Origin of the sequence: Mariniradius sediminis (genome assembly GCF_021491425.1) — a bacterium.
GTDB classification, from domain to species: domain Bacteria; phylum Bacteroidota; class Bacteroidia; order Cytophagales; family Cyclobacteriaceae; genus Mariniradius; species Mariniradius saccharolyticus.
Genome location: NZ_JAKEVZ010000023.1, coordinates 26339 through 40367, shown reverse-complemented (window position 1 = coordinate 40367; position 14029 = coordinate 26339). Strand labels below are relative to the sequence as shown.

10 protein-coding genes are annotated in these 14029 nt (G+C 50.1%); 1 reads left to right on the top strand and 9 read right to left on the bottom strand.

The features are described from left to right. Window positions 1-165: 165 nt before the first annotated feature. From L0U89_RS19365 to L0U89_RS19325, 9 genes are all read right to left on the bottom strand, one after another. The gene (locus L0U89_RS19365; RefSeq protein ID WP_234863040.1) at window positions 166-1023 is read right to left on the bottom strand and encodes a ferredoxin reductase domain-containing protein; all 858 of its coding nucleotides are present in this window, start codon (window positions 1021-1023) and stop codon (window positions 166-168) included. 2 nt (window positions 1024-1025) lie between these two features. After that, on the bottom strand, window positions 1026-1244 hold the full coding sequence (locus L0U89_RS19360) for a hypothetical protein (RefSeq protein WP_008623279.1): 219 nt from the start codon (window positions 1242-1244) through the stop codon (window positions 1026-1028). A 10-nt stretch (window positions 1245-1254) separates the two neighbouring features. Further along, window positions 1255-1833 (bottom strand): electron transport complex protein RnfA, encoded by a 579-nt coding sequence (locus L0U89_RS19355; RefSeq protein ID WP_234863039.1) that lies wholly within the window; start codon window positions 1831-1833, stop codon window positions 1255-1257. Next, window positions 1830-2471: an electron transport complex subunit RsxE gene (rsxE, locus tag L0U89_RS19350; protein ID WP_234863038.1), complete on the bottom strand. Its 642-nt coding sequence runs from the start codon at window positions 2469-2471 to the stop codon at window positions 1830-1832. Before rsxE ends, L0U89_RS19355 begins: the two co-directional genes overlap by 4 nt. Continuing rightward, window positions 2468-3169 carry an RnfABCDGE type electron transport complex subunit G gene (locus L0U89_RS19345; protein WP_234863037.1) on the bottom strand — a complete coding sequence of 234 codons (702 nt, stop codon included), beginning with the start codon at window positions 3167-3169 and terminating at the stop codon, window positions 2468-2470. The genes rsxE and L0U89_RS19345 overlap by 4 nt, the downstream gene beginning before the upstream one ends. Then, window positions 3166-4179, bottom strand: a complete 1014-nt coding sequence (locus L0U89_RS19340) for an RnfABCDGE type electron transport complex subunit D (RefSeq protein ID WP_234863036.1) — start codon at window positions 4177-4179, stop codon at window positions 3166-3168. Before L0U89_RS19340 ends, L0U89_RS19345 begins: the two co-directional genes overlap by 4 nt. After that, on the bottom strand, window positions 4172-5518 hold the full coding sequence (gene rsxC, locus L0U89_RS19335; protein ID WP_234863035.1) for an electron transport complex subunit RsxC: 1347 nt from the start codon (window positions 5516-5518) through the stop codon (window positions 4172-4174). Before rsxC ends, L0U89_RS19340 begins: the two co-directional genes overlap by 8 nt. A gap of 4 nt (window positions 5519-5522) precedes the next feature. Next, entirely contained in the window at window positions 5523-10421 is a 4899-nt protein-coding gene (locus tag L0U89_RS19330; protein ID WP_234863034.1) for a 2-oxoacid:acceptor oxidoreductase family protein, read from the bottom strand. A 69-nt stretch (window positions 10422-10490) separates the two neighbouring features. After that, entirely contained in the window at window positions 10491-10850 is a 360-nt protein-coding gene (locus L0U89_RS19325; protein WP_234863033.1) for a HEPN domain-containing protein, read from the bottom strand. A gap of 394 nt (window positions 10851-11244) precedes the next feature. Between L0U89_RS19325 and L0U89_RS19320 the strand changes: the two genes are divergently transcribed. Continuing rightward, window positions 11245-14016 (top strand): ATP-binding protein, encoded by a 2772-nt coding sequence (locus L0U89_RS19320; RefSeq protein ID WP_234863032.1) that lies wholly within the window; start codon window positions 11245-11247, stop codon window positions 14014-14016. Window positions 14017-14029: the final 13 nt, after the last annotated feature.

Below are 14029 nucleotides of genomic sequence, written 5' to 3'. Positions count from 1 at the left end.
TCAACCACATGCTTCTTGAAGCCAATACTGTACCGCTTGAATTCCCGAACCGTTTTTGTCATATTTAACCTGATTTTAGTCTGACCTCTTCTGTCAAGCTATTTCAGGACATGTCACTCATATCTCAAATCTCACGTCTTATATCTTGCGTCTCATGTCTCAAGTCTAATAAATCACTTCCGCCCATTTCTTCCCTGCAATCAGCTCTGCTTTACGGTTTTCCCATTTTTCCTTGGAGCCAAGGATACTGATGAAGGCCTTGTTGAGTTTTTCTTTGACCTTTTCGTAGCCGGCGATGTAGATATAGGTGTTGGCTGAACCCAGCATCTCGAGGATTTCCTCCGCACGCTGCTCGATGGCTTGGTCCAACAAAATTGGATCCTGCCAATGCGGCCGCGCGCTAAGGGCATGAAAGGCCTCAAAGGTTCCTTTGTCATAATAGTTGGTCAGGTCGCCGTCCTTATCATTCAGGTAAAGCAATTCAAGACCGCTTTTTGCTCCGTAAAACAGGCGGATTTTTCCTTTCCATTCTTTCTCTTGGCTGTAGACATGCTTGATAAAGGCGCGGAAGGGCGCGATTCCCGTACCCATTCCGATGAGTATCATGTTGGCGTTTTTGTCGTCTGGCACTTTGAATGGCAATTCAAACGGTCCCGTAACCGTGATTTCATCGCCTTCGTGCCGGTCGCAGAGGTAATTGGAACCGATGCCCGGATACATTTCCCCGCTGAAATCATCTACATAAAAGCAGCGCTTTACAAGCATCGTAATGAGCGATTTTCCCTTCGAATGTTCTGGAATATCCGCCACGCTGTAGAGGCGGTGGTGGTAGGTATTGCCAAAGTCGCTTTTGTGGTAGACGAGTACCCCAAAACTTTGGTCCACCTCGACCTTAAATTCGGGACTGTTGATCTCCAGTTGGATTTCGCGGATTTCTTCCACATTGGCCGGTGTGAGCCTTTTGGTTTTTTTCACCTTGGCCTTGTATTGTTTGCTGGTATCAAGATCAGATAGGTAAGACATGGCTATATCGTTTTTTGGTGGATGGATGCTTGATTTGATTGTTTCTTGTTGCACACTTTGGTGCAGCCGCAGTTGCCGCAGCTCCTTCGCTCGGCGAGGACATCGGGATCAGAGATGTTTTCCGAAAAGGTCTCGCGCCATTGGGATTGTACCCAAACCCACAGCAGCATGATGCCGATGACTGCGATGATGGCGAGGAGGTATGTCCAAATGTTTTCCATGATTTCCTTTTTATCCCAACCCTGAAAATCCCATAAACGTGAGCGAGAGCAATCCCGCTGCCAACAGTGTGAGGGCAGTTCCCTTGACCACGTCTGGCACTTCCGCATATTCCAACTGCTCCCTGATTCCCGCCATCAATACCAAGGCGAGCGTGAAACCCAAACCCGCGCCGATGGCAAAGATCAAGCTTTGGTCCAGGTCATAGCCCTTTGAAGTCTGGAAAAGCGCCAAACCCAAAATCGCACAGTTGGTCGTGATGAGGGGGAGGAAAATGCCCAATGCCCGGAAGAGTGCAGGGCTCATTTTTTTGATAAACATCTCGACCAATTGCACGGTGGCGGCGATCACGACGATGTAGCTGATCAATTCCAGAAATGGAGCATTGATCGCCACCAAGAGGGCATGTATTCCGTAGGCACACACCGAACTGATGAGCATGACAAACGTAACTGCGCCGCCCATTTTGGACGCGGTTTCCATTTTTCCCGAAACCCCCAGAAAAGGGCAAATACCGAGAAAGTATGCCAAAACAAAGTTGTTGACGAGGCTGGCATTGATCAATATGGTCCAATAGGATTCGGTATTCATGCTTTTGCCTTTTTGAGTTTGAAGAAATTGAACAGCAGCAGCCAAGCCGCCAAGGTGAAGAATCCGCCCGCCGGCAAGATCATGATGATCCATTTTTCGAAGGATTCCGGCAAAACTGCCAAACCAAACAGGGTCCCGTTACCTAGGATCTCCCGCACGGCTCCGAGACAAAATAGGGCGAATACAAAACCCAATCCCATGCCCATCGCGTCAAGGATGGATTTGCCGATGCCGTTTTTGGATGCAAAAGCTTCGGCTCTGCTCAGGATTAGGCAGTTGACGACAATAAGGGCGATAAATGCCCCAAGGTTTTTGTGCAAATCCACACTGATGGCCTGAATGGCATAGTCCACTATCGTGACGAAGGTGGCTATGATGAGGATGAAAGAGGCGATCCGGACTTCCTTGGGGATAAAATTGCGCAGAGATGAAACAAGTATATTGGACATCACGAGCACAAACGCGGTTGCAAGTCCCATTGCCAAGGCGTTTTGGGCGGAATTCGACACTGCCAAAGTTGGGCACATGCCCAAAACCTGTACGAACACAGGATTTTCCCGCCAAAGTCCTTTGATGAATTCATCGGTACTGCTGGGGCCTGCTTTTGGTTCGGTATGTTTGGTAATGCCTGCGCTCATTTTTGGTGAGGATTTTTCTTGAAATTTTCTTTTTGGGCGAAAATCAAAGGAACCATCGTTGCCGTGCTTTCGCCAAGGATGTTGCCGATGGCGCGCGAGGAAATCGTGGCGCCGGTGATGCCTTCCACTTCCCAAGGATTGGTTTTGGCTCCTTGTTTTACCGGGATGATTTGGTTTTCGATTTGCGAAAAGTCAGCCGTAAGCTTGGCTGAGAGTTCGGTGAAATTGGCTAGGAAATGGTCTACCTTTTCGATTTTGTCTCCGAGTCCGGGCGTTTCCTTGCTTTCCAAAACATAAAATCCGACGATGGTTTGGGTTTCTGGATTGTAACCGTAAAGTATCCGAATGATGTCTGCATATCCCTGTCCGCTGCCTTCGATCGCAACGCCCAAAAATTCGCCCGCATCATTGTAGCCTGCAAAGACGACTGGGTTTTTCCCCTCGGGTTTGGTGACTGGTTTGAATATCCCATCGGCTCCCAATTCAAACATCTGCGAACTGCTGACTCCCGGGAGGACCCTGAAGACCGCTTTTTCCAAGGCTTCGGCCCGGAGCTGCTCGATCCTTTCCTTCGTTCCATCATAGACCAGGACAATCAACAAGGCACAGATCACCCCAATACCTACCATGGCGGTCAACATTTTCTTGCTGCTGGTATTTGCGGTGCTCGGTGTTGATATGGTTTGTTGTTGGCTCATGGTTTGGTTTTTTTGGTGCCGTAGACCCGTGGTTTGATGAGATTATCGATATGGGGCGAAAGGGCATTGCCCAGCAGGATGGCATACATGACGCCTTCCGGCAGTCCTCCCCAAATCCTGATCACCACGACTAATAGGCCGATAAATACTCCATAGATGACTACTCCTAGAGGCGTGATAGGCGAGCCTACCATGTCCGTGGCCATGAACATCGCTCCGAGCATCAAGCCTCCTGAAAAGAGCATGAATACTGGGGATGGATAGAGTTTTGGGTCGATGAGGAAAAGGATACCACTGAGGACAAACACGGTTCCCAGGATCGAGACGGGAATGCGCCAGTTCATCATCTTACGCGCAATGAGGTAAATCCCTCCCAAGGCAATCAGAAGCGCAGACGTTTCACCGATCGAACCACTCACAAGGCCTAATGCCAAATCAGTGCTTTCGGCAGCCATTTTGTCAAACTTGAATGCGGAAAGCGGGGTAGCTCCTGTGATCCCGTCTACTTGGGGTGTGGATAATGGGAATGCAAAAACCGACCTGGAGAGGTTGGTGAATCTACCTTCGGAAAATGCAGGATACCAAGTCGTGATGGCTACTGGAAATGCTGCTTGCAGGAATGCCCGACCGACTAGGGCTGGGTTGAAGGGATTGCTGCCCAGGCCGCCGAAGACAAATTTGCCCAAAGCGATTGAAAGAATGCCACCAATGATGGTCATCCATATCGGGAAGATCGGTGGCAAGGTCAGCCCGAGTAGCAAGCCCGTGATTACTGCCGATCCATCGGAGATTGTGCGTGGCTTGCCTGACCAAACGCATAACAAGTGCTCGGTGCCAACGCAGGCGACCAAAGAAGCAAGGATGACGAACAGGGCATTGGTTCCAAAGGCATAGACCGCAAACACGACCACGGGCAGCAGTGCATAGACCACGTTTCGCATTATCGTGTCCGTGCTGATGCCCTTGTTGATATGGGGCGAACTGCTGATATGGAGGGTCTTGCTAAGCATGGACGGTGGGTTTTGCGGCCTTTCTTTTTCTGACGATTCCTTTTGCCAATCTGAAGTATTGTACCAGCGGGATATTGGATGGGCAAACGTAAGAGCATGAACCGCACTCAAAGCAATCCAACAGGTGGAATTGCTCAGCCATCAGGTCATAGGCCTCGTTTTTGGCCAAAATACCCAAACGCGAGGGATTGAGGGAAATGGGGCAGGCGTCGACGCAGGCACCGCACTTGATGCAGGGATAGATTTTGTCGATCTTTTTCAGATTGTCATCGCCAAAGACGACAATGCCCGAAGTGCCTTTTGTGATTGAAATGTCCAAATTGGACGCAGAAACGCCCATCATGGGTCCACCCATGTAGACTTCGCTGATATTTTCCACCGCGCCGACCTGCTCCAAAACATAACGAAGTGGTGTACCAATTGGGATCAGGTAATTTCCTTTCTTTTTGATGCCAGGACCGGTGATGGTTACCACACGCTCTTGAATGCCCCTTCCATGGGGAAGCAATCTTCCGATTTCCGCCGTCGTCGCCACATTGACAACGACCGCGCCTACGTCAATCGGTAATCCACCGGAGGGGACTTCGAGTCCAGTTAGGGCCGTGATGAGCATTTTCTCTGCACCTTGGGGGTACTTGACAGGGACGACTTTGACTTGAATTGGAAGATCTATTGGGGTTTTGGAACTCAGCAGGTCTGCTGCGTCCTGTTTGTTGGCTTCAATGCCGATGAGCACTTGCTTGGCGGATGTTGCTTTGAGCAAATACCTGATGCCGATGAAAATATCATCCGACTGCTCCAGCATGACACGGTGGTCGGTCGTCAGGTAGGGCTCGCATTCGATGCCATTGATAATCAGGTATTCGCAATTTTTACCTTCAGGGATTTTCAGCTTGACGTGCGTGGGGAATGCCGCCCCACCCAGTCCAACGATACCTGCGTCTTGAATACCTTTGAGGATCTTTTCCGGACTTGCGTGAAGTGAAATTGGATCGCCTTCCAGCACCTCCTGTCCCGAAAAAGGAAAGGGTTCGATGAAAATGCCTGTCGACACCTGACCGCCAATCAAGGGTACATTGGTGATCTTTCGGACGGTCCCGGATACGGGCGCATGCATGGGAACCGACATGTATCCGTCCGCCTTGGCGACCAATTGCCCCCTAGCCACTTCTTGGCCTTCCCGGACTACGGGAACGGCCGGCTTGCCGATATGCTGCGTCATGGGCAGGATGATCACAGGCGCGAAGGGAAACTGTCGGATAGGCAGCTTGTTGGTCTCATCCTTGTTTTCGGGCGGATGGACGCCATGTTTGAAGGTATTTGATGCGAAAGTCAGCACGGCCTCAGTTGAATTTTTCCCCTCTCTTGATCCATTTATCCACATCGGGGAAGTTTCGGTCGGCTGGCAAACCCGGATGTATCACGCCTGCAGTGCATTTTTCCGCTGCCTTGACCAAATCGGTGTATGGACCTCCGTTGGGATTTTTGATAAAGGCCTTTTTATCCGTGTTGTAAGCGAAGATCGCGGGATTCAGCTTGATGCATTCGTCGCAGGAAGTACATTGCTCGGTCTCCAACCAGGGCGCCATGGCATCGCCTTTTGCCGCCGGCGCGGCCTCTGTTGTTTTCTCAGGAGCATTTTCCAAAGCCAAATCCATGATTCCGGCACCATCTTCGCCAGCGAGTTTCAGTAAGCCTTTGGCGATTTTTCCGACTACCTCTGCACGAATCTTGCTTTCTAGGTCTTCTTTAGGAGCGGCGATTTGATCCTTGACGCCGGCGATGGCTTTGAGCATGATCCAGAAATCCCTTCGCTCTTCGCAGGATTGGACCATGGTTTTGGACACCAAAACACGGCTGAGCAGTTGTTTTCTGTCCACCGCCCAGATGTAGGGGAATTTCCCTTCCCTTTCAGATTCGGGCAATTCAAGGAAATCCGCCAAAACGATCATGTTTTCATTCCATGTATCCCGCGGGGCTTTTCTGAAGTGCTTCCTAAACCTGGCCTCCGTCAATGCGAAATCCGCAAAAGTCATCGCTACTTCCATGGTTTTTTGCCTGCCGTTTTCCAGGTACTTCAATTCGTAGGTCGGCCAGATTTTGTCCATCGCCGGATTGCCGGAAAGGTCAAAGGCCTCTTGGGGAGTGACACCTTTGTCTGGATTGTAGCGGAAAATTGGATAGCCTCTGGACTCAACGACCATTTTCGCTTGGTTGACGCCCATATCGTCGCCGACCCCATGTTCGGGTTGGCAAGTGGTGTACAGGTTGAACAAGGCGGGTCTTTTGGTCATCAGGCCATCGATAAATCCCTCGATCATATGGCTGGTGTTGGCCAAAGTGCCTTGCATGACGTAGGTGTTGCGATGCGCCATGCCGATCAGGCCGATTTCCTTTCTGGGTTCGGGCTTACCTTTCCAGACTTTGCCGAATTGGGCCATGTCGGATACCTGCCCGATGAAGCCTGATGTACATGCCTGACCACCGGTGTTGGAATAAACTTGGGTATCCACGACAAGGACTTTGATCGGTTTGCCGGAAGCCATCATGCGGGAAAGGTTCTGGAAGCCGATGTCATACATGGCCCCATCACCGCCCAAGGCGACTACGGGAGGACAGAGTTTCCACTCCTCGTCACTGAATTGCTCCCAGTTGAAATAGGTGAAGAACTCCTTTTGATCGCGGGCGTTGTACTTGCCGTTCAGCTCCATTTCGGCTTTTCGGATGAGTTTGAAGCCGTCGGCCATTTTGGCCATATGTCCTTCGAAAATCCCCATGGCAACTGAAGTGCTGTCCTGGAAGAGGTGGTTGGCCCAAGGGAAAGGATACGGGTTGTAAGGATAAGTACTTCCCCAAACAGAGGTACAGCCGGTGGCATTGGTCATGCCCATGTGGGAGCGGCCTTTCCCGGTGGTGCCTTGGGTATATTTCCAGAGCAAGTGTTTGAGTCCGGCAAGGACCCGGGTGGTTTCGGTAAGCCATTCCTGGTCGATCGGAGAGGAGCCTTTTTCAGATTCCAAACGGGAGGCGATCTCTGACATGGTCAGGTCCCCACCTTTCATTTCAGAAACGATCTTGGCCATCATGTTGGTGTCCAAGATGTTGACCGTATTCATGAGCTTGACTTGGATATGCTTTTCCAGCTTTCCGATCAGGTCTTCCAGATAAGCCAAATGTTTTTCCACTCTTGGCATCATCAGAGAATCCACTGTGGCAAGGAAAAGGTGGACGACGGATTTTTCGGAACATCCCAAACAGGCACCATCCCCGCTGGCAAAACTCTGGTAAGCGCTCTTGTCCAGCAAGATCGTTTCGAGCGGGCCGATTTTTTCTTCCAAATCGTCGATGCGCTGAAACTTTTTGGGCGTCGTGGGCAGATCGCTCCACAGGCTCCATTCCTCGCGCAACTTGGCGATGGATTGGTCGGTCTGCTTCACGATGCGCAGGGCGTCGTCGTTGCAGACTTTCACGCATTCCATACATCCCTTGCAAGTCGTGGGATTGACGGTGATGCTGAAAAGTCCGCCTCCGTTGGGCTGTTTTTTCTCGATGTTGTCGAAATAGGGCTTCGTCAATGCAAATTGGAAATCGCCCAACTCATCCCTGAACCAGCCCAATTCTGTGGAGACCAAAGACCCTTTTGGTTCCTCGGCGACCATGGTGTCGACAGCCTCGTTGATCAGATTGTTTACTGTGGCGCCATTGAGTGGCTCCTTGAAGAGCGAGCGGATTTTTGGTTCGAGTTGCTTGACGGTCTTGGGAAGGTGTTCGAGTTTGTCGTGTTTCCTTTTGACCCTTTTCAAAACCGTGTCCAACACATCCGAAAGCTCGCTTACCAAGCCCGGTATTGCCGTATCGGGACATACCGTGTAGCAATTGCCGCAAGCGGTACAATTATTGGCGACCCACTCGGGATGCTCGAACCGGATGCCCGTCATATCCCTGAAGAGAGAAGTCGTGGCAGGGATCACACTCAGCCCGATAAATGGATCGGTGAGGTTGTCGTTGCCTTGGCCAGTCAGGTAGAAGTTGCCTGTTTGCTCCCAAAACCGGTGGATATCGCTCAATTTGGATTCGCTTTGGGGTGTGGTTTTGAGGATGCTCGGGATTGGCGGCGTGGCGTGGCCGTTGGTTTTTTCGGCTTGGGCACCGAGCACTTTGTTTTTGATTTCATGGACTTCGTCAAATCCCCGCTTCACGACACGCATGTTGTCATCCACCACGCGTTGCCCTTTGCCGCCGAATTTGTGCTGCAATTGCTCTTCGATGGCTTTCAACAACGCCACATCGGTCAGTCCCGCTTTTTCCATCAAAGGTGAAGCCGCGAAGAATGCCCCTTGGAAAGCAATTCCCTGCATCCGCAATTGAAGTTCAGGATCGGAAGCCTCCTCCCGGGCGATTTTAAATCCGTCGAGGTAGAATATCCGAATGTTGTTGTCGATGATCAATTTTTGGTAATGCTTGGGAATATCCGCCCAAACTTCGTCGGCGGTTTTTCGCTCACTTTGGATGATGAACGTTCCGCCATTTATCAGTCCGGCAAGGGCATTGGTATGCTTGAATACATTGGGGTCGGGAGAAAGCACCACGTCCACGAAGAAATACTCGCAGTTGATGTTGATGGGCTCGGGTGCCGCTGCCAAATAATAGGTCGTTGGCTGCCCTTTTTTCTCCGAGCCGTATTTTGGATTTGCCTTGATGTCATACCCAAGCAGGTCAAAGAGCGTCATGGCAAGGTTTTTTCCGGTCGTGATCGCACCCCAGCCACCAATGGAGTGGAAGCGGACCGTAATGGCACCTTTTGGCATCAGATTGGGGTTTTCGGAACCATGCACCGCCAATTCCTTGACATGTGGATAGGCATCCTGAATGGTTTCCTGATGCGCCCTTTGCTTGGGCGTGAAGGCATTGTCCCGAATAAAATCAATGGAAAGGTAGAATCTCTTTTTGTGTTTGCCGAGCGGCAACATATTTTCGACTGCGCCGATGATACCCTCCGGCTGCAAGTCGCGGCTTCCCATGCCAAATGATCCAGCATAAAGCGGTGGCAGGTCGGCTGAGGAATAGGAGGGAAGTTCGGGGTAAGGAAGGTCTTTTTTGTAGCTGCCGTTTTCGATGCATTTGGTAAGGACGGCCCTTGTTTCCCGCATAATGGGCGCATCTTCGGCTAGGGGTTGATCGAGCCTTTCCAGGATAGTTACACCTTTTCTGCCTTTCAGCACTTGGGCCAAAAGGTCGGCGGGGAATGGGCGGAACATCACGAGGTCAACCACGCCGACTTTGATTCCCCTGGTTTTTCTCAAATAATCCACCACCGCTTCCGCACTCGAAACGACCGAGCCCTGACCGAGGATCAGGTAGTCCGCATCATCGGTTTTGTAAGTCATTACGCGGCTGTACCTGCGTCCTGTCAGTTGGTAGTATTCCTCAAATGCCTGGTCAGTCAGTTCTTTGATATGGTCAAAAAAGAATGGTCTTTGTGCGGCCACGCTCTGCATATAAGAGTCTTGGTTTTGCACAATGCCGGCCATCATGGGATTGTCCACGTCCCAGAGTTCTGGGATGCGGCGCCGTTTTTCCCCATAAATTATTTTTTGGGCCGGGGTTGGGGTGTCGATGATGTCATCCGGCCTCCCGAGGTATTCCTTGATCAATTCCCGCTCGGGAAGCAGCAGCGACTCGATCAGGTGAGTGGTCAAAAATCCATCTTGGGCGATCACGCCGGGATTGAGCGCCAACTCAGCTATCCTGTGGGAAATGATATTGAGGTCAGCCACGTGTTGGGCTTTTTTGGCAAAAAGCTGGAAGAAACCCGTATCGTCTATCGCATGGTAGTCGTCGTGGCCGGCATGGACATTGAGTGTGGACTTGGTCATCGCACGGGCGCCGATGTTGAGGACGTAGGTAAGCCTCTTTCCCACGGCAGCGTAAAGCGACTCGTGCATGTACGCGATCCCTTGTCCCGAGGAGAAATTCGTCGAACGCAATCCCGTCATGGAAAGTCCCGCTGTCACGGCCGCGGCGGCATGTTCGCCTTCGGGTTCGATAAAAATAAGAGGCCGATCCGAGATGTTCAGATGGCCTTTTGCTGCTTCTTCGGCCCAATATTCGCCCATTTGTGTGGAGGGCGTGATGGGATAGGCGCCGGCTGCGTCTGATGATTCGCGCTCGCACATGATCGCCACGGTGTTGCCGTCCAAGGCTACACGGGTGCCGGGATATTTGAATTTTTTGTTCTCCATGACTTTTTTGCTAAGGGGAATGGAAAGGGTTGGTGGTTTTTGCCTGTCGCTGATGGGGCATTCGGGGATTTAATTGCGGACGTAATCCCGGGTCTTTTCGGCGAGGCGAAGGAATGTCTGTGCGGTATGCAGGTTCATCATGAGCTTTTCGGGATCTTCGGCGCTGATGACAGGGTCGTAATTGAGGTCATTGAATTTGCTGTCGATTTTCCTGCATTGGCTGAGAAGTTCCTTGATATGACTGTTATTATGGATTTCCACACCGCGGTGCATTAGGTATCCCGCCATGTACTTTTCGATGGCTTTGTAGGCATGTTTGCAGACATTGTAGTGTACGACGTCCTCCTGGGGACGGCAAAGTTCTTCTTTTGCTTGGTCGAGCATCTCGTCGGCTTCCGAAAAGGCGGTTTCATATTTGGTCGTATTCATGGCGGTGTAGGTTATGTTGTTGGATTGGATTTACTGTTTCAATTCTGGGATTGAAGGTATCCAGTAAAGCGCTCAAAAATCATGATCTAGGTCAGCGTTTGCCATGATATGAGTCAAGGTGGAAAAACCAGAAACATCAAAGAATATCCGAAAGGCCGGGAGAATCATCTTTGGTTTTCATCAAAAGAGGCTCTTTCAAGACAAGGATCAGGTCATGGACAATTATTCTTAAACAACCGCGAACCGAGTTCCGATCTCTTGGTTCCCATATTCGATCCACCGAATACAACGTTGTGTCCAATTAATTTTTGTTTTTATATCTCCGGATTGCGCATTTGGTGGTTATTTCCTTAAATTCCGAAGATTGTTTGCCCACTTCCAACGAGATCCATTTATGAAGAAACTTCTACTCTTTGTAGCATCACTTTGCATGTCCTTTTTTTGCCTTGGACAATCCTATGAGATCGAAGCACTCAAGAAGCAGCTGGAGTCCTATACCAAGCAGGATACGGCCCGTGTCAACCGACTCAATGAGCTCTGCAACGCCGCTCCGAGACTTTCAAATGAAGATTTGGAAAAGTATGGGAATGAGGCTTTGGAACTCTCAAGAAGGCTTGATTATCCCCGAGGAGGGGGATTTGCATTATTGACGCAGGCGCGGCTGCAGGCCAGTAAAAATCAGGTTGATTCAGCAGAGAACCTAATTCTCCAGGCTGAGCGAATCGCCAAGGAAACAAACGACGAATTGCTTCTCGTATGGGTTTACTACAGGCTTTCAGGCTTCAAGCAAAGAGAGGATATTCGCGAGAGTGCCCGCTTGCTGACTAAGGCAGAAGAGATCGCGACAAAGCTAGGGGACAAGCGCCTTTTGTTGTTGGCCCAAAATGAGATATCATCGCGGTCCACCGCATTGGGGGACTATACAAAAGCGCTTGATTATGGGGTGGAAGCATTGAAACTCGCCGAGGAATTGGATGAACCTGTTTCCAGATTTTCTGCTTTGAGTAACCTTGCAGACGTCTATATCTTGATTGGGGAATATGAAAAAGGCAGCGGATACCTGCAAGAGTTGATCGAACTCAATCAGCAGCTCGGATTCGGTCAGTCTGGTTTGGCGGGCCTTTACAATGGGTTGGGTGAGAATTACCGGCTATCCGATAGGCCAAATGAGGCGATTGCCTCATATGAAAAAGCTTTGTCCTATTCCCTCACCGACTTAGACAGCCTAGTTCCGATCAGTAATATCGCTGATGTGTATGTCCGAATGGACAATCTCCCCAAAGCCTTCGAAAAGGGATATGAGTCATTGACAATGAACAACAAGTTACGTCGACCTAGTTTGTACGGTTGGATATATGGAATCTTGGCCCGAGCCCATTTGAAGGAAGGGAATCTTGACAGTGCGGTGTATTATGGGGATTTGGGCTATCGTTGGGGACAGGACCTGGGTATCATGGAAGACTTGCGGGATAACTCCGCTTCGCTCGCCGAGGCCTATGCCAAGAAAAATGACTACAAGAATGCCCTTTCTTTTTTCCAAAACTACATCAGCTACCGGGACAGCATGGTCAATGACAAGGTCAAGAACCGGTCTTTGGTCCTGGAGCACGATTATGAGTTGGAAATGAAAGAGGATCAAATCGCCCTACTCAGCGAACAGCAAAGGCTGCAGCGAAATTTCCTATACAGTTCACTCGTTGTCTTGGTATTGATTCTAGTGGCGGCATTTCTCTTGCTGCGTAATATCCGCCAAAAACAAAAGGCAAATCGCTTGCTGCTGAAGCAAAAGCAGGAAATCGATGCCAAGGCCAAAGAGCTTGCCGCCCAAAAAGATATCCTACAGAAATCTTACAACAACGTTGAGCTTTTGGGAGAAATCGGACGAAAGATCACTTCCTCCCTTTCGGTCGAGAAGATCATCGGCACCGTGTACGACAACGTCAACGGCCTGATGGATGCCTCCATATTCGGGATAGGAATTTACCATGATGCGAACAAGGCCTTGGACTTTCCTGCCACCTATGAAAATGGGCATCCTTTGCCTCCCTATTCCAATGCGGTCAACGACCCCAACCGTTTGGCTGCGGTTTGTTTTTCCACCGGAAAAGAGATCATTATCCAAGACCTTGAGAAGGACTATTCGCGTTTTCTTCAAAAAATGCCCACGCCGATAGAGGGCAAAAGTCCCGCTTCATTGATTTATCTCCCGCTGGTGTCCAAAGGCAAACTGTTTGGTGTGGTCACAGTCCAGAGCTTCAACAAGAACGCTTTTACGGATTACCATGTCTACATGCTGCGGTCGATTGCCCTTTACACGGCGATTGCCTTGGAAAATGCTGAATCCTTCAATCAGCTCAATTCTGCCTTGGACACCCTTCAGGAAACCCAAGCGCAGCTGATCCAATCCGAAAAAATGGCTTCGCTTGGAGAGCTAACCGCTGGCATCGCCCATGAAATACAAAACCCCCTGAACTTTGTGAACAATTTCGCAGAGGTGAGCGTGGAGTTGGTTGAGGAGATAAAAGATTCAAGACTCAAGACTCAAGACTCAAGACAAAAGACAGAGGAGGACGAGATTTTGGAAGATATCAAGCAGAATTTGGAAAAGATTAGGCACCACGGCAAGCGGGCGGATTCGATTGTCAAAGGCATGCTGGAACACAGCCGTAAGCAATCGGGAGAGAAAGTACCGACCGATATCAATGCTTTGGCCGACGAATATCTCCGCCTTGCCTACCACGGAATGAGGGCAAAGGACAAGTCATTCAATGCGGATTTCAAAATGGACTTTGATCCCAATATCCCCAAAGTCGGCCTAGTCGCACAGGACATGGGGAGGGTTTTGCTGAACCTCGTGAACAATGCATTCTACGCGGTCAATGAAAAATCAAAACAGCGTTCCGATGGATTCAAGCCTACCGTCACGGTCAAGACTTCCAAAAAGCCAGATAGGGTAGAGCTAATGGTGCTCGACAATGGGAGCGGTATACCTGAACATATCAGGGAAAAAATCTTCCAACCTTTTTTTACCACCAAACCGACCGGTTCGGGGACTGGGCTTGGACTTAGCCTGAGTTATGATATCGTCAAGGCCCATGGCGGTGATATCCGGGTGGAGAGCTCGGAGGAAAGCGGGACGCAATTCATCATCTCGCTTCCGTTTTAATGGATTGTTTTCT

Excerpts from the sequence above, each read along its gene's own strand:
- L0U89_RS19360 (WP_008623279.1), bottom strand. The coding sequence starts at position 1,244 with ATGGAAAACATTTGGACATACCTCCTCGCCATCATCGCAGTCATCGGC.
- L0U89_RS19325 (WP_234863033.1), bottom strand. The coding sequence starts at position 10,850 with ATGAATACGACCAAATATGAAACCGCCTTTTCGGAAGCCGACGAGATG.
- L0U89_RS19355 (WP_234863039.1), bottom strand. The coding sequence starts at position 1,833 with ATGAATACCGAATCCTATTGGACCATATTGATCAATGCCAGCCTCGTC.
- L0U89_RS19345 (WP_234863037.1), bottom strand. The coding sequence starts at position 3,169 with ATGAGCCAACAACAAACCATATCAACACCGAGCACCGCAAATACCAGC.
- L0U89_RS19340 (WP_234863036.1), bottom strand. The coding sequence starts at position 4,179 with ATGCTTAGCAAGACCCTCCATATCAGCAGTTCGCCCCATATCAACAAG.
- L0U89_RS19330 (WP_234863034.1), bottom strand. The coding sequence starts at position 10,421 with ATGGAGAACAAAAAATTCAAATATCCCGGCACCCGTGTAGCCTTGGAC.
- L0U89_RS19320 (WP_234863032.1), top strand. The coding sequence starts at position 11,245 with ATGAAGAAACTTCTACTCTTTGTAGCATCACTTTGCATGTCCTTTTTT.
- rsxE (WP_234863038.1), bottom strand. The coding sequence starts at position 2,471 with ATGAGCGCAGGCATTACCAAACATACCGAACCAAAAGCAGGCCCCAGC.
- L0U89_RS19365 (WP_234863040.1), bottom strand. The coding sequence starts at position 1,023 with ATGTCTTACCTATCTGATCTTGATACCAGCAAACAATACAAGGCCAAG.